General features: G+C 72.4%; 19 protein-coding genes. 8 read left to right on the top strand and 11 right to left on the bottom strand.

Annotated elements, in window-relative coordinates:
- Positions 1 to 28: 28 nt before the first annotated feature.
- Positions 29 to 1,030: an ABC transporter ATP-binding protein gene (locus tag E0L36_RS05380; protein WP_180928615.1), complete on the bottom strand. Its 1,002-nt coding sequence runs from the start codon at positions 1,028 to 1,030 to the stop codon at positions 29 to 31.
- Between the two features lie 473 nt (positions 1,031 to 1,503).
- A complete protein-coding gene (locus E0L36_RS05375; RefSeq protein ID WP_180927672.1) occupies positions 1,504 to 2,835 on the bottom strand; it encodes an NYN domain-containing protein in 1,332 nt (443 codons plus the stop codon).
- Positions 2,836 to 3,063: 228 nt separating this feature from the next.
- Between E0L36_RS05375 and E0L36_RS05370 the strand changes: the two genes are divergently transcribed.
- Positions 3,064 to 3,231 carry a hypothetical protein gene (locus E0L36_RS05370; RefSeq protein WP_180927671.1) on the top strand — a complete coding sequence of 56 codons (168 nt, stop codon included), beginning with the start codon at positions 3,064 to 3,066 and terminating at the stop codon, positions 3,229 to 3,231.
- Between the two features lie 176 nt (positions 3,232 to 3,407).
- On the opposite strand, the gene dnaE is transcribed toward E0L36_RS05370, so the two are convergent.
- Complete coding sequence (gene dnaE / locus E0L36_RS05365; protein WP_180927670.1) at positions 3,408 to 6,947, bottom strand: DNA polymerase III subunit alpha; 3,540 nt, start codon at positions 6,945 to 6,947, stop codon at positions 3,408 to 3,410.
- 349 nt (positions 6,948 to 7,296) lie between these two features.
- Between dnaE and E0L36_RS05360 the strand changes: the two genes are divergently transcribed.
- The 4 genes from E0L36_RS05360 to E0L36_RS05345 all read left to right on the top strand — a co-directional run bounded on the left by E0L36_RS05360 (position 7,297) and on the right by E0L36_RS05345 (position 12,509).
- Complete coding sequence (locus E0L36_RS05360) at positions 7,297 to 8,031, top strand: hypothetical protein (RefSeq protein WP_180927669.1); 735 nt, start codon at positions 7,297 to 7,299, stop codon at positions 8,029 to 8,031.
- Between the two features lie 39 nt (positions 8,032 to 8,070).
- Complete coding sequence (locus E0L36_RS05355) at positions 8,071 to 8,946, top strand: thioredoxin domain-containing protein (protein WP_180927668.1); 876 nt, start codon at positions 8,071 to 8,073, stop codon at positions 8,944 to 8,946.
- Positions 8,947 to 9,145: 199 nt separating this feature from the next.
- The gene (locus tag E0L36_RS05350; protein WP_180927667.1) at positions 9,146 to 10,822 is read left to right on the top strand and encodes an alkaline phosphatase; all 1,677 of its coding nucleotides are present in this window, start codon (positions 9,146 to 9,148) and stop codon (positions 10,820 to 10,822) included.
- Between the two features lie 4 nt (positions 10,823 to 10,826).
- Positions 10,827 to 12,509: a serine/threonine protein kinase gene (locus tag E0L36_RS05345; protein WP_180927666.1), complete on the top strand. Its 1,683-nt coding sequence runs from the start codon at positions 10,827 to 10,829 to the stop codon at positions 12,507 to 12,509.
- A gap of 37 nt (positions 12,510 to 12,546) precedes the next feature.
- Here E0L36_RS05345 and E0L36_RS05340 read toward each other — a convergent pair whose 3' ends face one another.
- Positions 12,547 to 13,119, bottom strand: a complete 573-nt coding sequence (locus E0L36_RS05340) for a dienelactone hydrolase family protein (RefSeq protein WP_180927665.1) — start codon at positions 13,117 to 13,119, stop codon at positions 12,547 to 12,549.
- 118 nt (positions 13,120 to 13,237) lie between these two features.
- Here E0L36_RS05340 and E0L36_RS05335 point away from each other — a divergent pair, with 118 nt between their 5' ends.
- Positions 13,238 to 14,290 carry a mechanosensitive ion channel family protein gene (locus E0L36_RS05335; protein ID WP_180927664.1) on the top strand — a complete coding sequence of 351 codons (1,053 nt, stop codon included), beginning with the start codon at positions 13,238 to 13,240 and terminating at the stop codon, positions 14,288 to 14,290.
- Positions 14,291 to 14,378: 88 nt separating this feature from the next.
- Here the strand turns inward: E0L36_RS05335 and E0L36_RS05330 are convergent, their stop codons facing one another.
- Both E0L36_RS05330 and E0L36_RS05325 read right to left on the bottom strand, forming a co-directional pair.
- Positions 14,379 to 16,007: a Na+/H+ antiporter gene (locus E0L36_RS05330; protein ID WP_180927663.1), complete on the bottom strand. Its 1,629-nt coding sequence runs from the start codon at positions 16,005 to 16,007 to the stop codon at positions 14,379 to 14,381.
- 2 nt (positions 16,008 to 16,009) lie between these two features.
- Positions 16,010 to 16,951, bottom strand: a complete 942-nt coding sequence (locus E0L36_RS05325; protein ID WP_180927662.1) for an RluA family pseudouridine synthase — start codon at positions 16,949 to 16,951, stop codon at positions 16,010 to 16,012.
- A gap of 117 nt (positions 16,952 to 17,068) precedes the next feature.
- Between E0L36_RS05325 and E0L36_RS05320 the strand changes: the two genes are divergently transcribed.
- Positions 17,069 to 18,337: a peptidase M6 gene (locus tag E0L36_RS05320; protein WP_180927661.1), complete on the top strand. Its 1,269-nt coding sequence runs from the start codon at positions 17,069 to 17,071 to the stop codon at positions 18,335 to 18,337.
- 38 nt (positions 18,338 to 18,375) lie between these two features.
- On the opposite strand, the gene lspA is transcribed toward E0L36_RS05320, so the two are convergent.
- Together lspA and E0L36_RS05310 are read right to left on the bottom strand one after the other, a co-directional pair.
- The gene (gene lspA, locus E0L36_RS26910) at positions 18,376 to 19,158 is read right to left on the bottom strand and encodes a signal peptidase II (protein ID WP_374705489.1); all 783 of its coding nucleotides are present in this window, start codon (positions 19,156 to 19,158) and stop codon (positions 18,376 to 18,378) included.
- 63 nt (positions 19,159 to 19,221) lie between these two features.
- On the bottom strand, positions 19,222 to 20,100 hold the full coding sequence (locus E0L36_RS05310) for a TraR/DksA C4-type zinc finger protein (protein ID WP_180927659.1): 879 nt from the start codon (positions 20,098 to 20,100) through the stop codon (positions 19,222 to 19,224).
- A gap of 633 nt (positions 20,101 to 20,733) precedes the next feature.
- Here E0L36_RS05310 and ileS point away from each other — a divergent pair.
- Positions 20,734 to 23,862, top strand: a complete 3,129-nt coding sequence (ileS, locus tag E0L36_RS05305) for an isoleucine--tRNA ligase (RefSeq protein WP_180927658.1) — start codon at positions 20,734 to 20,736, stop codon at positions 23,860 to 23,862.
- A 317-nt stretch (positions 23,863 to 24,179) separates the two neighbouring features.
- Here ileS and E0L36_RS05300 read toward each other — a convergent pair whose 3' ends face one another.
- The 3 genes from E0L36_RS05300 to sepF all read right to left on the bottom strand — a co-directional run bounded on the left by E0L36_RS05300 (position 24,180) and on the right by sepF (position 26,424).
- Positions 24,180 to 25,379 carry a DivIVA domain-containing protein gene (locus E0L36_RS05300; RefSeq protein WP_180927657.1) on the bottom strand — a complete coding sequence of 400 codons (1,200 nt, stop codon included), beginning with the start codon at positions 25,377 to 25,379 and terminating at the stop codon, positions 24,180 to 24,182.
- Positions 25,380 to 25,430: 51 nt separating this feature from the next.
- Entirely contained in the window at positions 25,431 to 25,721 is a 291-nt protein-coding gene (locus tag E0L36_RS05295; RefSeq protein WP_180927656.1) for a YggT family protein, read from the bottom strand.
- Positions 25,722 to 25,785: 64 nt separating this feature from the next.
- A complete protein-coding gene (sepF, locus tag E0L36_RS05290; RefSeq protein WP_180927655.1) occupies positions 25,786 to 26,424 on the bottom strand; it encodes a cell division protein SepF in 639 nt (212 codons plus the stop codon).
- Positions 26,425 to 26,460 lie beyond the last annotated feature (36 nt).

The following is a 26,460-nucleotide window of genomic DNA, read 5'->3' as shown; positions in this document are numbered from 1 at the left end:
GTTCCGCTCCTCTGCGCCCCGCGCGTCCTCACCGCTTCACCAGACCTTCCGCACGGCCGCCGAGGGCCAGGTACACGTCCTCCAGGCTGGGCGTCGCCAGCCGGAAGTCGTCCAGCGCCGCGAAGGCGGCGCCCTCCGTGATCAGCGCGACCGTGTCGCGCGCCGCCTCCGGCGCCAGCCGCAGGGTCCAGCGCCGCCCGGAGACCACGGCCCGCTCCCCCAACTCCGCGATCGACGGCAGCTCCACCGGCGCCCGCTCCCGCCAGACCAGCTCCAGCCGGACGTCCGAACCGACCGTGGCCTTCAGTCCGCCCGGGGTGTCACAGGCGATGACCCGGCCGTCGTCCAGCACCGCGACCCGGTCGAGCACCGTCTCCGCCTCGATGACGTTGTGCGTCACCAGCACCACCGTCGTGCCCGTGGCGGCCCGCCGCCGGTCGATCGCGGACCACACCGCGCGCCGGGCGACCGGGTCCATCCCCGCCGACGGCTCGTCCAGCACCAGCAGCGGACGCTCGCCGACCAGCGCGGCCGCCACACAGGCGAGCCGCCGCTGACCACCGGAGAGCTTCTTCAGGGGCCGCCCCGCGAGCCCCCCGAGACCCAACTCGTCCAGGACGGCGTCCCGTTCGGCACGCGCGGCGGCCGGGCCGAGGCCCCGCAGGCGGCCCGTGGTCTCCGCCGCCAGCGCCACCGTGAGTTCGTCCAGGGCGCTCGACTCCTGCCCGAGGTAGGCGAGGAGCCGCGCGGCCCGCTCCGGATGCCGCACCAGGTCGTGGCCCAGCACCTCGACGGAACCGTCGTCCGGCCGGAGCAGCCCGGTGAGCTGCCGGACGAGGGTGGACTTGCCCGCGCCGTTCGGCCCGAGCAGGCCGAAGATCTCGCCCTGCCGCACCTCCAGGCTGACGCCGTCGCTGGCGCGCACCGGCGGAACGGGGGGCGCCCCGCGCCGTCCCCTGCCTCCGGGGTAGGTCTTGACCAGGCCACTGACGCGTACGGCGGCCCGCGCAGGCGTCTCCACGCTCTCCACCGTCCGCCGAGTGCCCTTGTTCACGGACTACGAGGGTACGCGTCCGCCCCCGAGCCGCCTCCTCCGGTCCCACCCGAGCGCGCCCCACCACCCCACCGCCCGGCACACCGGGCGCCGAACAGCCACGACGAGAGCCCGACGGGAACAACGAGAGCACCGCTCACGAACCAGAGCGGCACTCCACGACCGGATCACCGCGCGTGGTCAGGGAGAAACGGCCCGCGCGGGCTGTCCGGAGGAGGGAGGGGAGGTCCGGCCGGGACGGGTCGCCCGCCGCGAGACGGAACAGGGCGGTGCGAACGGGGCGCGGGGGAACGGGGCGGACGCGGGCGAGCGGGGGCCGGGCAGCACAGCGCGGTGCGGGCCCGTGCGACGGACGGAGGCGGCCGAAGGCGGACGGAGGCCGGGCGGCACAGGACGATGACGGCGCGCGGAGTGGGTGGAGGCGGACGGGGTGGGGCGGACGGGGTCGGCTACTCGCCGGTGGCTGCCGGTTCCGAGGCCACCTCGGTACCGGTGCGGTTGCCGACCTCGCGCCAGAACCCGGCCCTGATGGCGTACCTGTCGTCCTCGTCGATCTGGTCATCCTTGTGTGCCAGCAGGCCGAAGCGGGCGGCGTAGCGCAGCAGTTCGCCGTCGATCCGGTGCGGGATGCGCGGGTACTCACGGGAGAGCAGGCCCAGTTGCTCGGAGGGGGAGATCCGTTCGATCCAGCGCCGCGCGAAGACCTGGCCGACTTCGAAGGGGTCACCGCTGACGGCGGTGATGTCCTCCTCCCGGTCGGCCCAGCGCTGCTCAGCGGTGGTCAGCTGGGCCAGCATCGGCAGCGCCGCGACCTCCGGGGCCTCGCCCGGACCGGCCCGGTCCACCCACCCCTTGTCGGAGGACCAGCGCAGGGTCGCGTTGGGCGGGGTCGGCGGCGCGGGGGCCGAGGGAGGGTGGGCGAGCGGCGCGGGGCGGCCGAGTCCGGCGAGGTCCTTGGGGGTGGGGACTGCGCCGCCCTCGCCGCGTGGGCCGGAGCCGCTGCCCGTGGCCGGCGTGCTCGTGCGTCCGGTGTGCGCCGGGCCGCCGTTCTTGGTCTCCTCACCCGGACGGGCGGACGGGCCCTCGGTGTTTTCCGCGCCCGCCTCGGCGGCCGGAACGTGGGGTGGGTGGGCGGGCGGCGCCCCGTTCTCGGCGGGCTCGGGAAGCGGCGCGGAGAGGATCGCGGCGATGTCCGGCCGGGAGGCGGACGGGGGCGCGCACACCCCCGTCGGCTCCTTGGCCCGGACGACGCCGGTGAGCCAGCTGCGGTCGAGCACCCGCCGCTCGTCGGCCTCCGCGACCAGGTCCTCGGACTGGTTGTAGTCGCCGTCGGCCGCCTGCACGGCCCAGAGGTGGACGGCGACGCCGTGTTCCTTGGCGGACATCAGGCCGGGCAGCAGGTCCCCGTCCCCGGTGACCAGCACGATGTCCGAGCAGGCGCGGTTCCGGGCGAGTTCGGTGAGTTCGGCGTGCATCGCGGCGTCGACGCCCTTCTGCGCCCAGCGACCGTCACTGCGGGTGAGGGCACCCAGCCGGACGGTCACCCGGGGCATCACGCGCAGTCGCCGGTGCTCGGGCTGCGGCACCCGATCGGGGGCGCCGTCGAACCAGTAGATCCGCAGCAGCGCGCACTCGGTGTCCGCTTCCGCCCGTTCGCGCAGGCCCTGGATCAGCGCCGAGTGGTCCACGCTGATGCGGGAGCGGGACGGCTCGCCCGCCAGCAGACTCGCGGCGGCACCCAACAGGTATCCGGCGTCCACCAGGACGACGCAGCGATCCACGTTCCACCCACTCTCGGTCAACAACCACGGCCAGGACCGCGTTTCCTGTGAGTCTGCCCGACCGTGCGGAGCTAATCAGCCGGAACTCGATCGTCGGCGTGGCGGACGAGGGATGGCGCGGACCCCGGGGTACACCCGGCCCCCACGGGCTAATTACCCGAAATGCGCGTGATGTCAGAGCGTGCGAGGCTGATCTTGCCCACCGTGTGACACCAACAGGAGGCGGCTATGGGCAAGAACAAGAACAGGAACCGTCAGCAACGGCAACAGAGACCCCAGGAGCGGGAGCGCGAGGCGGACCCCACCCCCTCGAACTCGTCGACGGAGCAGCCCCGTACGCCGGGGAGCCCCGCCGACGTGGCGCGCAAGCACCAGCGGCGCTTCGGCCACAACTGATCCTGTCCACAGTGCGCTCGGGATCGCACGGCTAGTCGGGAGGGCGCGCTCCGCGAAGGCGCGCCCTCCCGTCCGTCTGGGGACCGGCGCGGCGGCCGGGCGGTCACTCCCGGCGGCGGGCCGCGCCGCACCCCGGCTTCCGGGCGCGCGGGACCGCGCGCCCGGGCGGCCGGGGCTCAACCCGCCAGGCAGGAGGGGCCGAGGAGTTCCTTGAGGTCGCCGAAGAGGGCGGGGTCGGCGGTGACCCGGTGCCGGTCGAGCCGGAGGACGGTGGTCTTCCGGGCGCCTTGCAGCTTGACCCGCACCTCGCTGGGCCCCCGGTGGTGCGAGAGCACCTCGCCGAGGCGCACCACCAGCGGCGGCGTGATCTTGACGGTGGGGATGGTGATCGTCACCAGGGCGCTGCTGGACGCCTCGCTCAGGTCCGGGATCATCAGCTCCATCGCGACCAGCCGGGGGACGTCCTCCCGCTTGTCCAGCCGTCCCTTGACGAATACCACCGCGTCCTCGACGAGTTGGGTGGAGACCAGCTGGTAGGTGGCGGGGAAGAACATGCAGTCGATGGAGCCCGCGAGGTCCTCGACGGTGGCGATGGCCCAGGCGTTGCCCTGCTTGGTCATCTTGCGTTGCAGGCCCGAGATGATGCCGCCGATCACCACGGTCGAGCCGTCGCTGTACTCACCGCCGGTGAGCTGGGCGATGGCGGCGTCGGCCTTGTCGTTGAGCACGTGCTCCAGGCCGAACAGCGGGTGGTCGGAGACGTAGAGGCCGAGCATCTCGCGCTCCTGCGCGAGCAGGTAGGTCTTGTCCCACTCGACGTCCGAGAACTCGACGTCCAGCCCGAAGCCGGGGCCGTCCGCCTCGCCGCCGCCCATGTCCCCGAAGAGGTCGAACTGGCCCTCGGCCTCCTTCCGTTTGACCTGTACCACGGTGTCGATCATCGTCTCGAACTCGGCGGTCAGGCCCTTGCGGGTGTGCCCCATCTCGTCGAAGGCGCCGGCCTTGATCAGCGACTCGACGGTGCGCTTGTTGCACACCACCGACTCCACCTTGTCGAGGAAGTCCGGGAAAGAGGCGTACTTCCCCTTGCCCCTGCGGCACTTCACGATGGAGTCGACGACGTTCTGGCCGACGTTGCGCACGGCGGTCAGCCCGAAGACGATCGTGGTGTCGTCCCGCGAGGTGAAGTTGGCCTCCGACTCGTTCACGTTCGGCGGGAGCACCTGGATGCCCATCTTCCGGCACTCGTTGAGGTAGACGGCCGACTTGTCCTTGTCGTCCCGCACCGAGGTCAGCAGCGCCGACATGTACTCCGCCGGGTAGTTCGCCTTCAGGTACGCGGTCCAGTAGGTGACCAGGCCGTACGCGGAGGAGTGCGCCTTGTTGAAGGCGTAGCCCGCGAAGGGGACCAGCACGTCCCAGACCGCCTTGATGGCCTCGTCGGAGTACTTGTTCTCGCGCATTCCGCGCTGGAAGTTGACGAACTCCTTGTCCAGCACCTCCTGCTTCTTCTTGCCCATCGCGCGGCGCAGCAGGTCGGCCTGGCCCAGGGTGTATCCGGCGAGCACCTGGGCCGCCTTCTGCACCTGCTCCTGGTAGACGATCAGGCCGTAGGTGATGTCGAGGACTTCCTTGAGCGGGTCGGCCAGCTCCGGGTGGATCGGGGTGATCTCCTGCTGGCCGTTCTTCCGCAGGGCGTAGTTGATGTGCGAGTTCATGCCCATCGGTCCCGGCCGGTACAGGGCCGAGACGGCGGAGATGTCCTCGAAGTTGTCGGGCTTCATCAGCCGCAGCAGCGAGCGCATCGGGCCGCCGTCGAACTGGAAGACGCCCAGGGTGTCGCCGCGCTGGAGGAGTTCGAAGGCGGGGCCGTCGTCCAGGGGGAGGTCGAGCAGGTTGAGGTCGACGCCCTTGTTCCGCCGGATCATCTTGACCGCGTCATCCATGATCGTCAGGTTGCGCAGGCCGAGGAAGTCCATCTTCAGCAGGCCGAGCGACTCACAGCTGGGGTAGTCCCACTGGGTGACGACGGTGCCGTCGTTCTTCGGGGAGAACACCGGAGCGTGGTCGATGACCGGCTCGCTGGACATGATCACGCCCGCCGCGTGCACGCCCATCTGCCGGACCAGGCCCTCGATGCCCTTGGCCGCGTCGATGACCTTGGTGACGTCCGGCTCGTTCTCGTACATCCCCCGGACCTCGGCGGCCTCGCTGTAGCGGGGGTGCTGCGGGTCGGTGATGCCGTTCAGCGGGATGCCCTTGCCGAGGACGTCGGCGGGCATCGCCTTGGTGATGCGGTCGCCCATGGCGTATGGGTAACCCAGCACCCGGGAGGCGTCCTTGATCGCGGCCTTCGCCTTGATCGTGCCGTAGGTGCCGATCATCGCGACCTTGTCGGCGCCGTACTTCTCGGTGACGTACCGGATCACGTCACCGCGCCTGCGCTCGTCGAAGTCGATGTCGACGTCCGGCATGGTGACGCGCTCGGGGTTGAGGAACCGCTCGAAGATCAGGCCGTGGTCGATCGGGTCGAGGTCGGTGATGCCCATCGCGTACGAGACGATCGAACCGGCCGCCGAGCCCCGGCCGGGGCCCACCGCGATGCCGTTCTCCTTGGCCCACATGATGAAGTCGGCCACCACGAGGAAGTACCCGGGGAAGCCCATCGAGATGATGACGTCCATCTCGTAGTCCGCCTGCCGCTGGCGGTCGGCGGGGACCCCGGCCGGGTACCGCCGGGCCATCCCGCGCCGCACCTCCTCGCGGAACCAGGACTCCTCGTCGTACCCCTCGGGGACGTCGAAGCGGGGCATCAGGTTCTTCGGCTCGAACATGCCCTCCGTCTCGACGCGTTCGGCGATCAGCAGCTGGGTGTTGCGGCAACCCCGCTGCCACGCCTCCGAGGAGTCGATGGAGTACATCTCCTGGGCGGTCTTGAGGTAGTAGCCCGCGCCGTCGAAGCTGAAGCGGTCGGGGTCGGAGAGGTTGCTGCCGGTCTGGATGCAGAGCAGGGTGTCGTGGGCCGTGGACTCGCGCTCGTAGGTGTAGTGGGAGTCGTTGGTCACCACGAAGGGGGCGTCGAGCTTCCGCGCGATGCGCTCCAGGCCGTCCCGGGCCCGCTTGTCGATGTCGATGCCGTGGTCCATCAGCTCGACGAAGAAGTTCTCCTTGCCGAAGATGTCCTGGTACTCCCCGGCGGCCTTGAGCGCCTCCTCCTCCATGTCCAGCCGGATCTTGGTGCTGACCTCGCCCGAGGGGCAGCCGGTGGTGGCCATCAGCCCCTCCGCGTACTCGGAGAGCAGCTCGCGGTCCATCCGGGGCTTGCGGAAGAAGCCCTCCAGGCTCGCGCGGGACTGCGCGCGGAAGAGGTTGTGCAGTCCCGTGCTGTTCCGCGCCCACATCGTCATGTGGGTGTAGGCGCCGTTACCGGAGACGTCGTCCCGCTTCTGGTGTGGGGTGCCCCACTTCACCGGGCGGTTGTTGCGGCGGTGGTCGGGGGCGAGGTACGCCTCGATGCCGATGATCGGCGTGATCCCGGCGTTCTTCGCGGAGTGGAAGAAGTCGTAGGCCCCGTGCAGGTTGCCGTGGTCGGTCATCGCGATATGCGACATGCCCATCTCGTCGCAGGCCTGGAACATGTCCTTGAGCCGGGCCGCGCCGTCCAGCAGCGAGTACTGAGTGTGCACATGCAGATGTGTGAACGGCTGCTCTGTCACGGCGGGGGCACCTCCGGGCACGGCTCTTACAGGCGGGTTCGGAGTCTACGTCCCGGTGGGCGCAGCGGTCCCGCCGGAACCGGTCCGTCCCACCGCGCGCCCGCACCCCGCCAGACGCCTCCCGCGAGCGGGCTCCCCACCAGTCCCGCCCGGACGCCCCACACCCGGCCCCGACCGCGGCGCGCGAGCCGCCGCGACCCCGATCCGCACGCTGCGCAATCTCACAACTCCCGTGCGTGACCACTCGATCGTGGGGTTCCGGGCCACTTCCCGTCGGCGCGGGGAGGGCGGGTCTCCCACCCCCCTTTGAGGCGCTGTTTATCCCTCCCCGTGGCAGACTCTCCAGGCGATGGACATGGGAGCGGCAGGTATACGCACGGCGCGCGCGGCGGTCTTCGCCGCGCTCTGCGTGCTGCTCTCCTCCGGCGCCCACGTGCTGCTGTCCGGCGCGCCCGTCCCGCTGAGCACGCTGCTGCTGGTGGCGGCCGTCATCTTCGCCGCGGCGTTCGCGCTGGCCGGGCGGGAGCGGCGCTTCGGCGCCATCGCGGGGCTGCTGATCCCGCTGGAGCTGGCCGCGGACACGATCTTCACCTCCGGTCAGCACGCCTGTTACGGGCAGGGCGGTGGCCCGGTGACCGGACCGCTGCGCTCCGTCGGCGTCGACCTGCTGTGTGGCGGGGGCGGACTCGGCACCCCGCTCGCCCGGGTCGCGGCGGGCCGGGAGGGCGAGGCCGGGCTGAGCGAGCTGCCCGGGCTGCCGGGCCTGCCCGGCGGCTGGACCACCGACGCCGCGGTCACGCCCTGGCTGCTGCTCGCCGCCCACGTGCTGGTGGGGCTGCTGGCGGCGCTCTGGCTGCGGCGCGGCGAGGCCGCGCTGGCCCGGCTGCTGCGCGCCGCGGCGGCGACCGCGTTCCGTCCGCTCCAGCTGGCCTGGCTGGTTCTGCTGGCCCGCCGGGCGCCGTCCGGCGCGGCACCCCGGAAGGGCGCCGAGCCGCGGGCGCTGGACGCCCCGGCGCCACCGACCCCGCCCCTGCTGACGCACTCCGTACACCGGCGTGGACCGCCGCTGACGCTCGCGAGCTGAAGCGGTAATCCATCCACGCGTCACCACGGAGTTATCACCATGAGCAAGCGGAACAGCCAGGAAGCCAAGCGCGCGGCCCGGGAGCGGCTGCGGGTCGAGCGGGAGAAGCAGGCGAAGAAGGAGAAGGTCCGCCGGCAGCTGACGGTCGCCCTGTCGATCGTCGGTGTGCTGGCCGTCGCGACCGGCATCGGCGTCGCCGTCACACAGCTGGGCGACGACAAGCAGAAGAGCGACGACGGCATGTCCGTCACCGCCGCCGGTCACAAGGCGAAGAAGACCATCGACGTCTACGAGGACCTGCGCTGCCCGGCCTGCGCCAACTTCGAGCAGAGCATCGGCGAGCAGCTGAAGGCGGGCGCCGAGCAGGGCAAGTACAAGCTCCGCATCCACCTCGGCTCGATCATCGACGACGGGATGGGCGGCAAGGGATCGAAGAACGCCGTCCGCGCGCTGGGCGCCGCGAAGGCGGTCAGCACCGAGGCGTTCAACGAGTACCACAAGCACCTGTACTCGGCGCAGTACCACCCGAAGGAGAGCGACGACAAGTTCGCCGACAACGACTACCTGCTCAAGGTGGCGGACGAGGTCGACGCGCTGAAGGAGAACGCGAAGTTCCAGAAGGCCGTCAAGGGTGGCAAGAAGTACACCAAGTGGGCCGAGGACATGATCGCCAGCTTCAACGGCGCGGGCGTGGAGAGCACTCCCACCGTCCGCATCGACGGCGAGGACGTCGACCAGCAGGAGCTCCCCGGGAAGCTGGAGGAGATGGGGGTCGACCTGAAGGCGAAGCCCAAGGAGCCGAAGGAGCCCAAGGAGTCCGACGGCAAGGACGACAAGGGCGGTAAGGACGAGAAGGACGGCGAGGGCGCCCGGGACGAGAAGGGCGAGAGCGGCGACGGACACGAAGGGCACTGAGGGGCACCGAGGGCCACCGGGGGCCGCTGAACTGATGGGCACCGAGGGGCACCGAGGAGCACTGATGGGCACTGAACACCGCTGAGGAGCACCGGCCGGATCGCTCCGTCGTACCGCGGAGCGCCGGTTCGCACGAGGGGCGGACTTCCCCTGCCGGAGGTCTGCCCCTCTGCTCTACCCAGAGGTAACATCACCGTTCGTGACTCATACACCCACCGGAACACCACAGGACGTCCACGGAGTTCGCCTCCCCAGCCGCCGCACCGTGGTGGCCGGTACGGCCGCGACCGCCGCGCTGCTGCCGGTCTCCGGCGCCCTCGCGCAGGGCAGCGTGGCCGCGGGCGCGGAGAGTCCCACCTTCGAGCACGGCGTGGCCTCCGGCGACCCCCTGCCGGACGGCGTCCTGCTCTGGACGCGTGTCACCCCGGAGCCCGGCGCCGTGCCCGGCTCGGGGACCGGCCCGGACACCGAGGTGGACTGGGAGGTCGCCGAGGACCGGGAGTTCACCACCCCGGTGGCGCGCGGCAGTCTCACCGCCACCGCCGCCGCCGACCACACCGTCAAGGCGGACGTGCGGGGGCTCCGGGCCGCCACCACCTACTACTTCCGCTTCACCGCGGGCGGCGAGCGCTCCCCCGTCGGCCGCGCCCGCACCGCGCCCGCCCCGGAGGCGTCGGCCGACCGGCTGCGGTTCGGGGTGGTCTCCTGCGCCAACTACGAGGCCGGGTACTTCGCCTCCTACCGCCACCTCGCCGCCCGCGACGACCTGGACGCGGTGCTCCACCTCGGCGACTACATCTACGAGTACGGCACCGGCGAGTACCCGGCGGAGGGCCAGACCGTCCGGACCGTCCAGCCCGAGCACGAGATCGTCACCCTCGCCGACTACCGCGCCCGGCACGGTCACTACCGCACCGACGCCGACCTGCGGGCACTGCACGCCGCCCACCCGGTCATCGCGATCTGGGACGACCACGAGTTCGCCAACGACGCCTGGTCCGGCGGGGCGGAGGCGCACGGCCCGGAGGACGGCGACTGGAGCGCCCGGGTCGCGGCCGCCAAGCAGGCGTACTTCGAGTGGATGCCGGTGCGCCCCTCGACCGAGGGCACCACCTACCGGCGGCTGCGCTTCGGCCGCCTGGCCGACCTGCACCTGCTCGACCTCCGCTCGTTCCGGGACAAGCAGGCCCGCTTCGGGGACGGTAAGGACGTGGACGACCCGGACCGCACCCTGACCGGGCGGCGCCAACTCGACTGGCTCACCAGCGGGCTGAGCGCCTCCCCGACGCGCTGGCGGCTGGTCGGCACCTCCGTGATGATCTCACCGATGGCCTTCGGCTCGGTGCCCGCGCGCTTCCTCGGCCCGCTCGCCGAACTGCTCGGCCTGCCGAAGGAGGGCCTGGCCGTCAACCTCGACCAATGGGACGGCTACACCGACGACCGTCGTGAACTCCTCTCCCACCTGCGGGACCGGCGGATAGACAACACCGTCTTCCTGACCGGCGACATCCACATGAACTGGGCCAACGACGTGCCCTTCCAGGCGGCCACCTACCCGGACGAGGCGCCGGTGGCCACCGAGTTCGTGATCACCTCGGTCACCTCGGACAACGTGGACGAGGTGCTGCGGGTCGCGCCGGACACCGTCTCCAGCGTGCCGGAGGCCGCCATCCGGGCCGCCAACCGCCACGTGCGCTGGCTGGACATGGACTCGCACGGCTACGGGGTCCTCGACGTCACCGCGGAGCGCGCGCAGATGGACTACTTCGTGCTCTCCGACAAGACGGACCCGGCGGCCACCGCCGAGGTGCGCCGCTCCTACCTCACCCGCTCCGGGACGCAGCGCCTGGAGCGCGCCGACCAGCCCGTACGCTGAGGGCATGGCTGGGGGATCCGAAGAGCGCGTGATAGACGGCCGGTTCGAGCTGCGGGGGCGGCTCGGCAGCGGCGGTATGGGGACGGTCTGGCGGGCCTGGGACACCGCGCTGCACCGCGAGGTGGCCCTGAAGGAGGCCCGCCCGGCCGACCCGGCACTCACCCCGGAGGACTCCGAGGCGGGCGCGCAGCTCCGCGAGCGGGTGCTGCGCGAGGCCCGCGCGCTCGCCGCGCTCGGTCACGACCCGCACGTGGTCACCGTGCACCACATCGTGGACGAGCGCCCCTTCCCTGGATCGTTCCCCTGGATCGTGATGGAGCTGGTCGCCGGGGAGTCCCTCCAGCAGCGGCTGGAGCGCGGCCGGCTGACCCCAGTCGAGGCGGCGGGCATCGGCCGTCAGGTGGCCGCCGCGCTACGCACCGCGCACACCGCCGGTGTCCTGCACCGGGACGTGAAGCCCGCCAACGTGCTGCTGCGCGACGGCGGTTCGGGCGCGCCGCCGGAGGCGGTGCTGACCGACTTCGGGATCGCCGCGCTCCAGGGCACCACCCAGCTCACGGCCACCGGTGAGTTCCTGGGCTCCCCCGAGTTCATCGCGCCGGAGCGGGTCCGCGGGACGCACGACCATCCGGCGAGCGACCTCTGGTCGCTGGGCATGACCCTCTACATCGGCGTCGAGGGCCACAGCCCCCTGCGCCGGGACACCACGCTGGCGACGCTCGCCGCCGTCCTGGAGGATCAGGTTCCGCCCCCGGCGCGTGCCGGGGCCCTCACCGGGGTGCTCGCCTCGCTACTGGCGCGGGACCCGGAGGCCCGGCCGGGGGCCGAGGAACTCGTGGGCATGCTCGGCGAGATCGAGGAGGGCCGGACCGCCACCCCGTACCTGCCCACCCAGGGCGGGGCGCTGCCCCGCGAGCCGTTCGCCGCGCCGCCGCTCCCCACTCCGGCGCCGGAGGCTCCGGGGCCCCTCCCCCACGAGCCGTACGCCCAGCCCAGCCAGCCCGGGCAGCCCAGCCAGCCCGGTCAGTACGGCCCGCCGGACCCGGTGGGCGCCACCCGGGCCCCGGGGCGGGCCGGGGCGAGTGGCGGCGGGCGGCGCCGCCTGGCGCTCCTCGCCGTTGCGGGCGTCGTACTCGCCGGGGCCGGGGTGGTCGCCGTCACCCAGTTCACCGGGGGCGGGGGCGACTCCACGGGCGGGTCGGCTGGCCCGTCCCCGGAGTCCCCCACGGTCTCGCCCACCGAACCGGACGACGGTCCGGAACCCGACGGCGGCTCCGCCCGCCCCACCGACCCCGAGTCCCCCGGCGACTCGCCCGCGCCCACGACCGACGCGCCCCAGGGACCGCTCTGGGTGGCCCAGTTGGCCTCGGTACCGAAGTCCGAGGGCCCCGCCGCCCGGGTGAAGCAGCGCAGGGAGCTGTCCGGGATCTCCGACGTGGTCCGGTGGGTCGACAGTGACGAGCACGCCTCGCTCCGCCCCGGCTACTGGTTCTTCTACAGCACCGGCGACCGGCCGCCCCGGGAGGGTTTCGCCGACGGCCACCGAGCCGCTGACTGGTGCCGGGAACAGGGCCGCGTCAAGGTCAACGACTGTGCCGGGCGGGTGCTCAGCGACTCCCCCGGCGACCGGGACCTCATCTGCGCGGTGGGCGGCAGCGGCGGCACCGGCCGCTGCGAACGCGACTGACGGGCCGCCCCGCGGCGGAGCGGGACGTCCGGGGAGGTCAGAGGGAGGCGAGGAAGCCGAGCGCGGTCCGCCAGGCCCGCTCGGCCGCCTCCTCGTCGTAGTCGTCCAGCTCGGGGTCGGTGAACAGGTGCCCGGCCCCGGCGTACCGGTAGACCTCCACATCGGCTCCCGCCCGCCGCATCCGCAGGTACCAGGTGTTCAGCCAGTCGTGCGGCTCGAACGGGTCCGGCTCGGCCACGTGCAGCTGCACCGGCAGTTCGTCGACGACCGCGTCGTCCGCGATGTCCGAGGTGCCGTGCATCAGCAGCAGCCCGCGCGCCCGCTCGTCCGCCAGCGCGAGGGTCTGCGCCACCGATCCGCCGAGCGAGAAGCCCGCGTAGACCAGACCCCGGCCGGAGAGCGGGGCGGTCGCGGCGACCGCCCGCCGCAGCAGTTCGTCCCGGCCGATCTCGTCCCGCAGCCGGGTGCCCTCGCTGACGCTCCGGGCGGTGCGGCCCCCGAACAGGTCCGGGGTGGACACCTCGTGTCCGGCGGCGCGCAGCCGCTCGGCGGCGTCCCGCACGGCAGGCCGCGGCCCGTACACGGAGTGGAGCAGTACGACGGTGGCCACGTGTCACGTCCCTCACACTTCGGCGCCCACGGTGCGCCCGGGGCGCATTCTCGCCAGGCGCACCCCATCGTGCCAGGTACGGTCGAGGCTTCCTGTTCCAGGCAAGGAGAACCTGTCCATGGAAGACGTGCTGCGCCCCGTCATCGTGTTCGGCGGAGCGATCACCCTCGCGTACCTCGTCGCCTGGGCGGTCGACCACCTGCTCCAGCGCATCGACACCCGGCGCCCCGAGACCCCGCTGTGGGGGCTGCTCCGAAAGGGGCGACTGCCACTGATCGCGGTCGTCTTCGTCGCGCTGCTGAACGGGTTCTCCTCCTCCGCCCACATCGCCCGCGGCCACCAGGAGACGATCAACCTGTGGCTGCGGATCGTCCTGATCGGCGCCGCCGCCTGGCTGGCCCTGCGGGTGCTGGCGGCCGTCGTGGAGGCGGTGGCGAGCCGGTACGCGGGCGTGGCCTCCGACGCGGCGCGCGCCCGGCGGGTGCGCACCCAGCTGACGCTGATCCAGCGGCTGGTGACGGCCATCGTCACGGTGATCGCCGCCGCCTCGATCCTCCTCCAGTTCCCCGCGATGAAGACCTTCGGCACCTCGATGCTGGCCTCGGCCGGTGTGCTGGGCATCGTCGCCGGTATCGCCGCGCAGTCCACCCTCGGCAACCTCTTCGCCGGGCTCTCCATCGCCTTCGGCGACATGGTGCGCATCGGCGACGAGGTGGTGATAGACGGCGAGTTCGGCACCGTCGACGAGATCACCGTCTCCTACCTCGTGGTACTGACCTGGGACGAGCGCCGGATCACCATGCCGGTCTCGTACTTCACCAGCAAGCCGTTCGAGAACTGGTCCCGTGGCGGGCCGCAGCTCACCGGCACCGTCTTCCTCCAGCTCGACCACACGGCGCCGATCGAGGAGCTGCGCGCCCGGACCGGCGAGGTGGTGCGCGCCAGCGACAACTGGGACGGCCGCCTCTGGAGCCTGGTCGTCACCGACTCCACCCCCACCACCATCGAGGTCCGGGCCGTCGTCACCGCGCGCACCTCGGGCGACCTGTGGACGCTGCGCTGCACCGTCCGCGAGGAGCTGCTGACCTGGCTCAGGGAGAAGCACCCCTACGCCCTGCCCGGCATCCGCTACTCGGCGGCCGAGCCGACGCCGCTCAGCAAGTCGGAGTAGCGCCCGGTCCCGCCGTCCAGGGAGCGCGGCGCGGAAGGGGGGTCCCGGCGCGGGGCGCCGCGTGGACTCGGCGAGCCGCGCCGCGCGCTCAGTCCCGCTCGCCGGACGGCCGCCCCCACACCCGTACGCTCCGCACGTCCAGCTGATGCAGCACCCGGTCCACGACCTGCGGGTCCGTCCCGGGCTCGCCGCGCGCCGCCAGCACCTCGTGGCGGGCGGCGGAGAGCAGCTCAGCCTGGAGCTTCCACACCGTGCGGGCCCGTTCGGTGCGCTGGGCCTGCGTCTCGCGCCGCTCCTCGTCCGCCAGGTCGGGGCAGATCCGCGCACCCACCTCCCAGGCGCGGCGCTCCAGCACGTCGAGCACCTCGTCGGGCAGCTCCTGTACCTCCTCGATCTCCCGGAGCCGCCGCCGCGCCGCCTTGGCGCAGCGCAGCGCGAGCTGCCGTTCCAGCTCCCGCTCGGCGGCGCTGTCCGTCCGCACCTCCAGCCGCCGCACCACCCAGGGCAGGGTGAGTCCCTGGCAGACGAGGGTGGCGAGCACCACCGCGAAGGCGACGAAGAGGATGGCGTCCCGCTCGGGGAACCCCCCGCCGCCCGCCTCCGCCTCGACGTGGAGCGGCACCGCGAGGGCCAGCGCGACGGTGGCGACCCCGCGCATCCCGGCCCACCAGACCACCACCGTCTCCCGCCAGCTGACCGGGATGTCCTCGTCCAGGTCCCGGTCGCGGTGCAGGCGCCCGGCGAGCCAGGCCGCGGGCAGCAGCCACAGCAACCGCACCAGCACGATGACCGCGACCACGGCGAGCGCGGTGGGCAGCAGCCACCGCCACTCCTGCCGCACCGCGTTGAAGACCACGTCCAGCTCCAGGCCGATCAGCCCGAAGGCGATGCCGGTGACCAGCGTCTCGATCACCGACCAGAAGGTGCGCCCGGCCAGCCTGCCCTGCACGTCGTCCGGGTCGGCCACCCGCGAGGAGCTGAGGTAGAGCGCCGTGACCAGCACCGCGAGCACCCCGGAGCCCATCAGCTCCTCCGCCAGCACGTACGAGGCGAAGGGGACGAGCAGGGTGAGGCCGGTCTGGAGGGTGGGGTCGCCGAGCATGCCCATGATGCGGCTGGCCGTCCAGCCCAGCCCGAAACCGACCACCACCGCGACGACCGCCGAGAGCACCAGCGCGCCCGCCGCCCGCGGCAGCGAGAAGGCGCCGGTCACCGCCGCCCCGATGGCGACGTGGTAGAGGGTGATGGCGGTGACGTCGTTGAAGAGGCCCTCGCCCTCCAGGATGGAGACCAGTCGTCTCGGCAGGCCGAGCCGCCCGGCGACGGCGGTGGCGGCGATCGGGTCCGGCGGGGCCACCAGCGCCCCGAGCGCCACCGCCGCGGCCAGCCCCAGCCCCGGCAGCATCGTGTGGGTGACCGCGGCGACGACGGCGGTGTTGACGAAGACCAGCGCCACCGCCAGCAGCAGGATCGGGCGCTTATTCGCCGCGAACTGCCGCCAGGAGGTGCGCTGGACGGCGGCGTACAGCAGCGGCGGGAGCACCAGCGGGAGGATGAACTCCGGCGGGACGCTCACCTCCGGGGTGAACGGCAACAGCGCCAGGAACCCGCCGAAGACCGTCATCAGCACGGGGGCGGGCAGCCCCGTCCGGTCGCCCAGCGGCACCATCAGCAGGGCAGCGAGCAGCAGGGCGAAGAACAGCGCGAGTTGGTCCACTCCTAGGCACTATCGGCCTCCACCCGCTCCAGCGCACCTCGGAGGTCCGCCGGATAGCCGCTGTGGTACTCCACCCAGGTCCCGTCCGCCGGGTGCTCGAAGCCGAGCCGGACGGCGTGCAGCCACTGGCGCTCCAGCCGCAGCCGCTTGGCGAGCGTCGGGTCGGCGCCGTAGGTCAGGTCGCCGACGCAGGGGTGCCGGTGGGCGGCCATGTGCACCCGGATCTGGTGGGTGCGGCCGGTCTCCAGCTTGATGTCGAGCAGGCTGGCGGCGCGGAACGCCTCGACGAGGTCGTAGTGCGTCACCGAGGGCTTGCCCTCGGCCGTCACCGCCCACTTGTAGTCGTGCTGCGGGTGGCGGCCGATCGGGGCGTCGATGGTGCCGCTCAGCGGGTCCGGGTGGCCCTGCACCAGCGCGTGGTACCGCTTGTCGACGGTCCGCTCGCGGAACTGCCGCTTCAGCAGCGTGTAGGCACGCTCCGACTTGGCGACCGCCATCAGCCCCGAGGTGCCCACGTCCAGCCGGTGCACGATGCCCTGCCGTTCGGCGGCGCCCGAGGTGGTGATGGTGTACCCGGCGGCGGCCAGCCCGCCGACCACGGTCGGCCCCGTCCAGCCGGGGCTCGGGTGCGCGGCCACGCCGACCGGCTTGTCGACGACGACCACGTCCGCGTCGTCGTGCACGATCTCCATCCCCGCGACGGGCTCCGCCACCACCCGCACGGGCCGCGGCTGCCCCGGCATCTCGACCTCCAGCCAGGCGCCCCCGCTCACCCGCTCCGACTTGCCGGCCCGCTCCCCGTTCAGCTGGACCTTTCCGCCGGTGGCCAGCTCGGCGGCCTTGGTGCGGGAGAAGCCGAACATCCGGGCGAGGGCCGCGTCGACCCGCTCGCCCTCCAGACCGTCCGGCACGGGCAGGGTGCGGATCTCAGGAACTGTGCTCACCCGATCGAGTATGCCGGACGGGCGGCCCCCGGCTCACCCACGCGGTCCGATCCGGAGTGCGCCCCGGCGGCCACCCCGCGGACGGTGGAGGAACCGTCCCGGGTCCGAGGAGCCGTCATGAGCACAGCGCCGTCCACCCGCCGGTCGCTGCCCCGCCGGGCCGCCCGGCACCTCGGGACGCTGCTCGGCACCACGGCGCTGCTGGCCGCCGGACTCGCGCTGGCCCCGGTCCCGAGCAGCGCGGCGGAGGGCATCTCCGGGCCGTGCGGCATCCTTCCGGGCGACGGCGGCGGCGTGGGCCCACGGCAGCCGGGCGCCCCACGCCCGGTGGGGCGGCAGCGGCCCGCGCTGCTCCTGGTCGACTTCCCCGACCGCCTGGCGCGGACCCCGCCCGCCCAGCGGGCCGCCTTCTTCACCGGGTACGCCGGTGACCAGCTACGCCAGGCGTCCTACGGCGCCCTCCGGCTGGGCTTCCACACCTCGCCCGGCTGGCTGCGGATGCCGCGCCCCTGGTCGGCGTACGGGCTGGACCGGGGCAGTCCGCCCAGCGTGGTGCGCGCCTACGTCCGCGACGCGGTGGACGCGGCCCGCGCCGCCGGCGCCGAGCTGGGGGACACCGGGCTCGTCTTCGTCGTCGCGGACACCAACGTCCCGGCCAGCCCGTCGGTCTCGCAGGCCCACCTGTTCGGCGACGTCCCCCACCTCGCGGGCGGCCCGGTGCGGGGCGCGGCGCTGATCTTCGGACGGCAGCGGGACGACCCGGCCTGGCAGCGCGGCAACTTCGTCCACGAGGCGCACCACCTGCACGGGCTGCCGGACCTCTACAACGCCGCGACCGGGGCGTCCGTCGAGTACGCGGGCGGCTGGGACACCATGAGCCTGGCGGGCGTCTCCGACCTGCTGGGCTGGCACAAGTGGAAGCTCGGCTGGCTCGCCGGGGAGCGGGTCGGCTGCTCCGAGGGCACCGCGCCGAGCGAACACCGGCTCGCGCCGGTGACCGCCCGGCGGGGCACGGCGCTGGCCGTCGCGCGGACCGGGCCGCACACCGCCGTGGTCGCCGAGGCCCGTACCAGGACCGGACGGGACCGGGGGATCTGCGCGGAGGGCGTGCTGCTCTACACGGTCGACTCCCGGGTGGCCAGCGGCGCGGGCCCGGTCCGGGTGGTGGACAGCCGCCCCGGAAGCCTGGGCGGCCCCGCCTGCGCCGGACGCGGACCGGCCGAGCACGCCGAGCTGGCGGACGCGCCGTTCCAGCCGGGCGAGCACCACACCTTCCCGGGCGGGGTGACCGTACGGATCCTCGACGGGCCCGGCCACTGCGGGCGGCCGGACAGCCGGAACACCCGGGACGACTGCGGCTACCGGGTGCGCGTCACGAAGTCCTGAGTCCGGGCCACACCCGGCCGGTCCCGTGCGGTGCGGGATCAGTCGCGGTGGACGGTGCCGTCCGGATCGAGGCCCCGGAAGGAGAGCAGCACGATCAGGATGCCGCCGCAGACGATCGCCGAGTCCGCGAAGTTGAAGACGGCGAAGTGCCGGGGGGCGATGAAGTCCACCACCGCGCCCTCGAAGACGCCGGGCGCGCGGAAGATCCGGTCGGTGAGGTTGCCGAAGGCGCCCCCGAGCAGCAGGCCGAGCGCGAGCGCCCACGGCGCGCTGTACAGCTTCCGCGCGATCCGCGCGATCACCACGACCACGATCACCGCGATCGCGGAGAGCAGGACGGTCAGCGCCTCGCCGATACCGAACGCGGCCCCCCGGTTGCGGACGACCTCCAGCTGGAGGGCGGTGCCGATCAGCGAGATCGGCTCCTGGTGCTCCAGCCGGGCCACCGCGAGCACCTTGCTGACCAGGTCGAGCGCGTAGACGAAGCCCGCGACGGAGATCAGCACGCCGATACGGCGACGCGTCCGCGCGCCCGCGCCCGACGCCTCGTCCGGCGCCCCCGACTCCGGCTCCCGGTCCGCGTCAGCGTCGGCGTCAGCGGCTCCGGCGTCCGCCGCCTCCCCGGACTCCGGTGCTTCGGACTCCCGTGCACCGGCGCCCGGGACGTCCGACGCGGACGCGTCCCGCGCGGCCGGCCGGCCGGGTTCCGCCGCGCCTCCGGCCCTCGGCGACCCGGGCCGCTCACCGGACTGTTCGTCCTCGGCTCCGTCAGGCACGCCCGCCCCTCGCGGCGTGCCGGTTCCCCGCTCCACCTCTGTCACGTGTTGAGGGTACGACACACCCGTACGCCCCCGTCCGGCGGCGTATTCCGGGGCCGCGGGGGCTCAGCGGCGCTCCTGCTTCTGCTTGCACTCGACGCAGAGCGTGGCGCGCGGGAACGCCTGCATCCGGGCCTTTCCGATCGCCATGCCGCAGTTCTCGCAGCGCCCGTAGGTGTTCGCGTCCAGCCGCTCCAGCGCCCGCTCCGTCTGGTACAGCATCTCGCGGGCGTTGTGCGCCAGGGCCATCTCGTGCTCCCTGGTGATGTTCTTGCTGCCGGTGTCCGCGTCGTCGTCGCCCGCGCCGTCCCCTGAGTCACGCATCAGGCCGGTCAGCGCCTCCTCGGAGGCGACGATCTCCGCGTGCAGCCGCTCGGCCTCGCTCTTCAGCTCGTCGCGCGCCTCCTCGACCTCCCCTGGCGTCCACGGCTCCTCGCCGGGCCGCACCAGGAGTTCCTCGGGCCGCGCCGCGTCCCCCTTGTCCGTACGGGCGGTGGGTACCGTCTCGGCCTGTGCCGGAGTGTTCTTCGCAGCCACCGTCTCGACTCCCGTCGTCTGGGCGGTGTCCTCGGCTTCGGACCCCGCTCGCTTGGCGGCGGCCTTCTTCCCGGGGGCCGCCCCGGCCGGTTTCCCGGCCTTCCCGCCTGGTGCCGCGGCCCGCTTCGCCGCCGCCTTGGTCGCCTTCGCACCGCCACCACCGGAGGCGGTCTTCTTCGCCGCGGTCTTCTTCGTGGCGCTCTTCTTCGCCGCGCTCTTCCGGGCGGCCGCCTTCTTGTCCGTGCTCTTCCTCGCCGGGGCCGTCCCGGTCTTCTTCGCGGGCGTGGCCCGCTTGTCGGCGGGCTTCCCCGCGTCCTCGGTCTCCTCAGCGGATCCCTGCGCCGAACCCGTTGAGCTGGACTTCCTCGCAGCGGCCGTCTCACCGACGGCGGACTCTCTCGCGACCATGGCCGCGGCCCCTTCACATATTGTGATCTTGCTCGCGAACGTGACCGGAACGATAAATCGACTTCGACCGTGCGGCAACGGGGCACGCCGGTCCCGGGACCACCTCGCCGATGGAGGACCACCGGCGGGCTCGGGTTCTGGTACCGGTCTCTCGGCTTCTGTTGTCGGATGGTTCCGGGGGTGTTCCGCGCTGACGGTCGGCCGGCTCCACGGACGGTTCGGTGACGGCGGCACGGGGCCCGATCCCGCCGGGGTGGGGCGGCCTCGGATCCCCGCGAGTCCGTTGTGCCCAGCCCGGGGTGTGGAAAACCGTTCCAACACCACTCCGGCCGCCCCGTACACTGGGCGCAGCGTCAGGCGACGAAGGGGACGAGTAGCGCCGTACGCGGCCACGAGCGAACCGGGGACGGTGGGAGCCCGGGGGCCAGCGCGTCGTGAAGATCACCCCGGAGCCGCCGGAGGAAAGCTCCCCGGAGCGAGTAGAACCGGCAGCGCTGGTCCAATGAGCGGGCAGCGGGCACACCGTCCGCCGCCAAGGAGGGTGGTACCGCGGGAGCCCGGCTCTCGTCCCTCCGACGGAAGGCCGTGACACCGACGTCACACCACGACTGTCCGCCGGAGGAAGTCCCGACGATGCGATACCACCAGGTGCCCGCCCAGGTTGATCTGCCCGCCCTGGAGCGGGCCGTGCTCAGCTTCTGGCGTGAGCACCGGATCTTCGACCGCACCCTCGAACAGTCCGAAGGGCGCCCGGAGTGGGTGTTCTACGAGGGCCCGCCCACCGCCAACGGCATGCCGGGCGCCCACCACATCGAGGCCCGGGTCTTCAAGGACGTCTTCCCCCGCTTCCGCACCATGCGCGGCTACCACGTCGCCCGCAAGGCGGGCTGGGACTGCCACGGCCTCCCGGTGGAGCTGGCCGTGGAGAAGGAACTCGGCTTCAACGGCAAGCAGGACATCGAGAACTACGGCATCGCCGAGTTCAACGCCCGCTGCCGCGAGTCGGTCACCCGGCACACCGACGCCTTCGCCGAACTCACCACGCGCATGGGGTACTGGGTCGACCTGGACGACGCCTACCGCACCATGGACCCCGAGTACATCGAGTCGGTCTGGTGGTCGCTGAAGGAGATCTTCCGCGCGGGCCTGCTCGTCGAGGACTACCGCGTCGCGCCCTGGTGCCCCCGCTGCGGGACCGGCCTCTCCGACCACGAACTCGCCCAGGGGTACGAGACGATCGCCGACCCCTCGGTCTTCGTCCGCTTCCCGCTGCGCTCCGGCCCGCTGGCGGGCGAGGCCTCCCTGCTGGTGTGGACGACCACCCCGTGGACGCTGGTCTCCAACTTCGCGGTCGCCGCCCACCCCGAGGTCACCTACGTCGTCGCGACCGACGGCGCGGAGCGGCTCGTGGTGGCCGAGCCGCTGCTGGAGCAGGCGCTGGGCGAGGGCTGGGAGGCCACCGGCGAGCGCTTCACCGGCGCCGAGATGGAGCGCTGGGCCTACCAGCGCCCCTTCGACTGGCTGGCGATCCCGGACGCCCACTACGTCGTCAACGCCGAGTACGTCACCACCGAGGACGGCACCGGCCTGGTGCACCAGGCACCATTCGGTGAGGACGACTTCTCCGTGGCCCGCGCCTACGGCTTCGACCCCGTCGTGCCGGTCCGCACGGACGGCACCTTCGACGCCGAACTGCCGCTGGTAGGCGGGCAGTTCTTCAAGAAGGCCGACGAGGCGCTCGTCGCCGACCTGGACGCGCGGGGCGTCCTGTTCCGGCACGTCGCCTACGAGCACAGCTACCCGCACTGCTGGCGCTGCCACACCGCGCTCATCTACTACCCGCAACCCTCCTGGTACATCCGCACCACGAAGGTCAAGGAAGCGCTGCTGCGCGAGAACGAGCGCACCAACTGGTACCCGGACTCCGTCAAGCACGGCCGCTTCGGGGACTGGCTGAACAACAACATCGACTGGGCGCTGAGCCGCAACCGCTACTGGGGCACCCCGCTGCCCATCTGGCGCTGCGCCGAGGGTCACCTGACCTGCGTCGGCTCGCTGGCGGAGCTGACCGAGCTGACCGGCAGCGACCAGAGCGGGCTCGACCCGCACCGCCCCTACATCGACGAGGTCACCTTCGACTGCCCCGCCGAGGGCTGCGCCCTGCGGGCGACCCGCGTCCCCGAGGTCATCGACGCCTGGTACGACTCCGGCTCCATGCCCTTCGCGCAGTGGGGCTACCCCTACCGCAACCGCGAACTCTTCGAGAAGCGCTACCCGGCGCAGTTCATCAGCGAGGCCATCGACCAGACCCGCGGCTGGTTCTACACGCTGATGGCCGTCGGCACCCTCGTGTTCGACCGCTCCAGCTACGAGAACGTCGTCTGCCTCGGGCACATCCTGGCCGAGGACGGCCGCAAGATGTCCAAGCACCTGGGCAACATCCTGGAGCCCATCGCGCTCATGGACCAGCACGGCGCCGACGCCGTGCGCTGGTTCATGGCGGCGGGCGGCTCCCCCTGGGCGGCCCGGCGGGTGGGGCACGGCACCATCCAGGAGGTGGTCCGCAAGACCCTCCTCACCTACTGGAACACCGTCGCCTTCCAGGCCCTGTACGCCCGCACCTCCGACTGGGCGCCCTCGGCCACCGACCCGGAGGCGGCCAAGCGCCCGCTCCTGGACCGCTGGCTGCTCAGCGAACTCCACGCGCTGACCGACCAGGTCACCCTCGCGATGGAGAACTACGACACCCAGCGCGCCGGAAAGCTGCTGTCCACCTTCGTCGACGACCTCTCGAACTGGTACGTCCGCCGCTCCCGGCGCCGCTTCTGGCAGGGCGACGCGGCGGCCCTGAGGACCCTGCACGACACCCTGGAGACGGTCACCCGGCTGATGGCCCCGCTGGTGCCCTTCATCTCCGAGCGCGTCTGGCAGGACCTCGTCGTCCCGGTCACCCCGGGGGCGCCCGCCTCCGTGCACCTCGCCAACTGGCCCGTGGCCGACCTCGGCATGGTCGACCCCGAACTGTCCCAGGACATGCTGCTCGTCCGGCGGTTGGTGGAGCTGGGCCGGGCCAGCCGCGCCGAGTCCGGCGTCAAGACCCGGCAGCCGCTCTCCCGCGCGCTGGTCGCGGCCCAGGGCTTCGAGACCCTCTCCCCCGACCTGCGCGCGCAGATCACCGAGGAGCTGAACGTATCCGGGCTCGCCTCCCTCTCGGACGTGGGTGGCTCGCTGGTGGACACCACGGCCAAGGCCAACTTCCGCGCGCTCGGCCGCCGGTTCGGCAAGGGAACCCCGGCCGTCGCGCGGGCCATCGCGGAGGCCGACGCCGCGGCGCTCTCCGCGGCGCTCCGCGAGGGCACGGCGGTGGTCGAGGTCGAGGGCGAGCCGGTGCCGCTCTCCCCCGAAGAGGTCATCATCACCGAAACCCCGCGCGAGGGCTGGTCGGTGGCCTCCGACCCGGGCGCGACCGTCGCGCTGGACCTGCGGATCACCCCGGAGCTGCGCCGCGCCGGACTGGCCCGGGACGCGATCCGCCTGATCCAGGAGGCGCGGAAGAACTCCGGGCTGGACGTGGCCGACCGCATCGCCCTGCGCTGGTCCTCCACGGACGAGGAGGTCAGCCAGGCCCTGACGGACCACGCCGCGCTGATCGCCGACGAGGTCCTGGCCACCGACTACTCCAGCGAACCGGCCGACGCCTCCTTCGGCGAACCCTTCGAGGACGAGACCCTCCTCCTCACCTTCCGACTGCGCCGCGCCTGACCGCACCCGGCGCCCACGCCCGTGCCGATCCGTCCTTCGGGGCGGGCGGCACGGGCGTCGTGTCCGCCCCAACTCCCGCCGCTCTCCCCGCAGTCGCGGGGGCGTCCAGCCGGTACGTCTCGGTCTCGCGCGCCGACGGGCCCTCCTCGCAACGCACCGGCCGGTGACCGCCGGAAGCGGGGCGCCCGCCCCGCGCTCCGGTGCGCGCGCCCCACACTCTGCCCAGCAGACGGGCCGGGCCCGGAGGCGTGTGCCTCCGGGCCCGGCCCGTACCGCTGTCGAAGGTCAGGCTGTCCGAAGACAGCCCGCCGCCTCGCTCAGTTGTCGTCCTCGTCGATCAGGAACCCACGCATCGGCGAGGGTGCCTGCTGGGTCGGCTGCGGGCCGCCCTGCGGGCGAACCGGCGCCATCGGCTGGGTCATCGCGGGCGACATCTGCTGCTGCCCACCGTACGAGGGGCCACCAGCCTGACCGTGCCCGGCACCGGCGGGCGCACCGCTCGGTGCCGCCATCGAGTGGTTGCCACCCATGGAGTGGTTCCCGCCCATGGAGTGGTTGCCACCCATCGAGTGGTTCCCGCCCATGGTGCCGCCGCCGTTCGAGGCCGCTCCGGCGCTCGCACCGGCCGGGGCACCCGCGGAGGCCATCGAGGGGGACGGCGGCAGCGAAGCCGTCGCCGGAGTCCGCGGCGGCGCCAGGGAGTCGTCCGCCTGGTTCTCCAACTGACGCAGCTGGCTCTCCAGATACGACTTCAGGCGCGTCCGGTACTCCCGCTCGAAGCCGCGCAGGTCCTCGACCTTGCGCTCCAACGTGGCCCGCGCGGACTCCAGGGAGCCCATCGCCACCCGGTGCTTCTCCTGCGCGTCCCGCTCCAGGGCGTCCGCCTTGGCACGGGCGTCCCGCTCCAGACCCTCGGCACGGCTGCGCGCCTCGCCGACGATCTTGTTGGCCTCGGAACGGGCCTCCGCGATCGCCTGGTCGGCGGTCTGCTGCGCCAGGGAGAGGACCCGCGCGGCACTGTCGTTGTTTTGACCACCACCGCCGGGCATCTGCGGGCCGTTGGGCCCACCCTGCTGCGGACCACCGGGACCCATCGGTCCACCCTGGGGCGGACCACCCTGCGGACCACCCGGGCCCATGGGACCACCCTGCGGCGGGCCGCCGGGACCACCAGGACCACCGGGACCGGCGGGCAGCTGCGGCGGGCCACCCATCGGACCGCCCTGCGGCTGACCGGGCGGTACCGGCTGCGGACCGGATATGGCGGCGGGCACGGGTGCCCCACCGGTGCGGTCCTGAGGCTCGGGCTTGCGCATCCCGCCCTGCTGCTGGCTCTGCGCGGCGGCACGCGTCGCCGCGGCCAACTTCGCGCGCAGGTCCTCGTTCTCCCGCAGCAGACGCGTCAGCTCCGCTTCGACCTCATCGAGGAAGGCATCGACCTCGTCCTCGTCATAGCCTTCTCGGAGGCGGACGGTCGTGAACTGCTTGTTCCGCACGTCCTCGGGGGTCAGTGGCATCTCTTCACCTCAACGTAAGTCGTCGGCATATCGGCAAGACCGCTCGATCGTTCACAGCCTGAGTCCAGCCACGACGTTGATCAGGATGTAGACGATGATCATGAGCACGAAGAAGGACAGGTCGAGCGCCACGCCCCCGAAGCGCAACGGCGGGATGAACCGCCGGAGAAGCTTGAGTGGCGGATCGGTGACAGTGTAGGTGGCCTCCAAGGCCACCACCATCGGCTTGCCGGGTTGCCACGAACGGGCAAACTGGAAAACGTAGTCCATCACCAGCCGGAAGATCAGTACGAGCAGGAAGACGTACAGCGCGATCTGAAGCACTCCAAGTGCGGCACTCATCTGCGCTTCCCTCTCCCCTTGCTCCCTCGTACGGCCTCGCGGCCCATTCCCTTGTCCCTGCGTCTCAGCTCTGGTTGAAGAACCCGCCCTCTGCGATGCGGGCCTTGTCCTCCGCCGTGACATCGACGTTAGCAGGAGACAGCAGGAACACCTTCTGCGTCACCCGCTCAATACTGCCGTGCAGACCGAAGACCAAACCGGCCGCAAAGTCGACAAGTCGCTTCGCGTCCGTGTCGTCCATCTCCGTCAGATTCATGATCACCGGCGTACCCTCGCGGAAGTGTTCCCCGATGGTACGGGCCTCGTTGTAGGTCCGCGGATGCAGCGTAGTGATCCGATACGGCTCCCGCTCGGAAACGACCTTGGGCATGATCACCGGTGCGTTCTTCTCCAGGCTCTGACGTTCAGGTGTGATGGATGACACGGGGGCAATCCTCCCGTGTCGTCCGCTTTCTTCGGCAGGTTCTGGGGACGGCACCCGCTCACGCTCCCGTTGGGCCGGCGGCTGGACAGCGCGCACCGGCTCCTCTGGCTCTGTCTTCTGGAGGGAATGATGTGACTCGTGGGCCTGATGCCGGCGACGGTCCCGCTCGGGGTCGGGCTCCGGCTCAAACTCGTCGTCGGGGTCGAACCCCGGGCCGTCATACCCATCGTCCTCCACGAGGCCGAGGTAGACCGCCATCTTGCGCATAGCGCCGGCCATTCTCTGCGTCCTCCGCTCTGTGGTGGATCGGCTCCG

The organism is Streptomyces sp. AJS327, assembly GCF_013450295.1.
In the GTDB taxonomy this organism is placed as follows: domain Bacteria; phylum Actinomycetota; class Actinomycetes; order Streptomycetales; family Streptomycetaceae; genus Streptomyces.
This window is presented reverse-complemented; position numbering and strand designations above follow the sequence as displayed.

Bases quoted from the DNA above. Each gene is read 5' to 3' on its own strand.
- E0L36_RS05310 (WP_180927659.1), bottom strand. From the start codon at position 20,100: ATGGTCGCGAGAGAGTCCGCCGTCGGTGAGACGGCCGCTGCGAGGAAG.
- E0L36_RS05345 (WP_180927666.1), top strand. From the start codon at position 10,827: ATGGCTGGGGGATCCGAAGAGCGCGTGATAGACGGCCGGTTCGAGCTG.
- E0L36_RS05355 (WP_180927668.1), top strand. From the start codon at position 8,071: ATGAGCAAGCGGAACAGCCAGGAAGCCAAGCGCGCGGCCCGGGAGCGG.
- ileS (WP_180927658.1), top strand. From the start codon at position 20,734: ATGCGATACCACCAGGTGCCCGCCCAGGTTGATCTGCCCGCCCTGGAG.
- E0L36_RS05320 (WP_180927661.1), top strand. From the start codon at position 17,069: ATGAGCACAGCGCCGTCCACCCGCCGGTCGCTGCCCCGCCGGGCCGCC.
- sepF (WP_180927655.1), bottom strand. From the start codon at position 26,424: ATGGCCGGCGCTATGCGCAAGATGGCGGTCTACCTCGGCCTCGTGGAG.
- E0L36_RS05295 (WP_180927656.1), bottom strand. From the start codon at position 25,721: ATGAGTGCCGCACTTGGAGTGCTTCAGATCGCGCTGTACGTCTTCCTG.
- E0L36_RS05360 (WP_180927669.1), top strand. From the start codon at position 7,297: ATGGACATGGGAGCGGCAGGTATACGCACGGCGCGCGCGGCGGTCTTC.
- E0L36_RS05335 (WP_180927664.1), top strand. From the start codon at position 13,238: ATGGAAGACGTGCTGCGCCCCGTCATCGTGTTCGGCGGAGCGATCACC.
- E0L36_RS05370 (WP_180927671.1), top strand. From the start codon at position 3,064: ATGGGCAAGAACAAGAACAGGAACCGTCAGCAACGGCAACAGAGACCC.
- E0L36_RS05300 (WP_180927657.1), bottom strand. From the start codon at position 25,379: ATGCCACTGACCCCCGAGGACGTGCGGAACAAGCAGTTCACGACCGTC.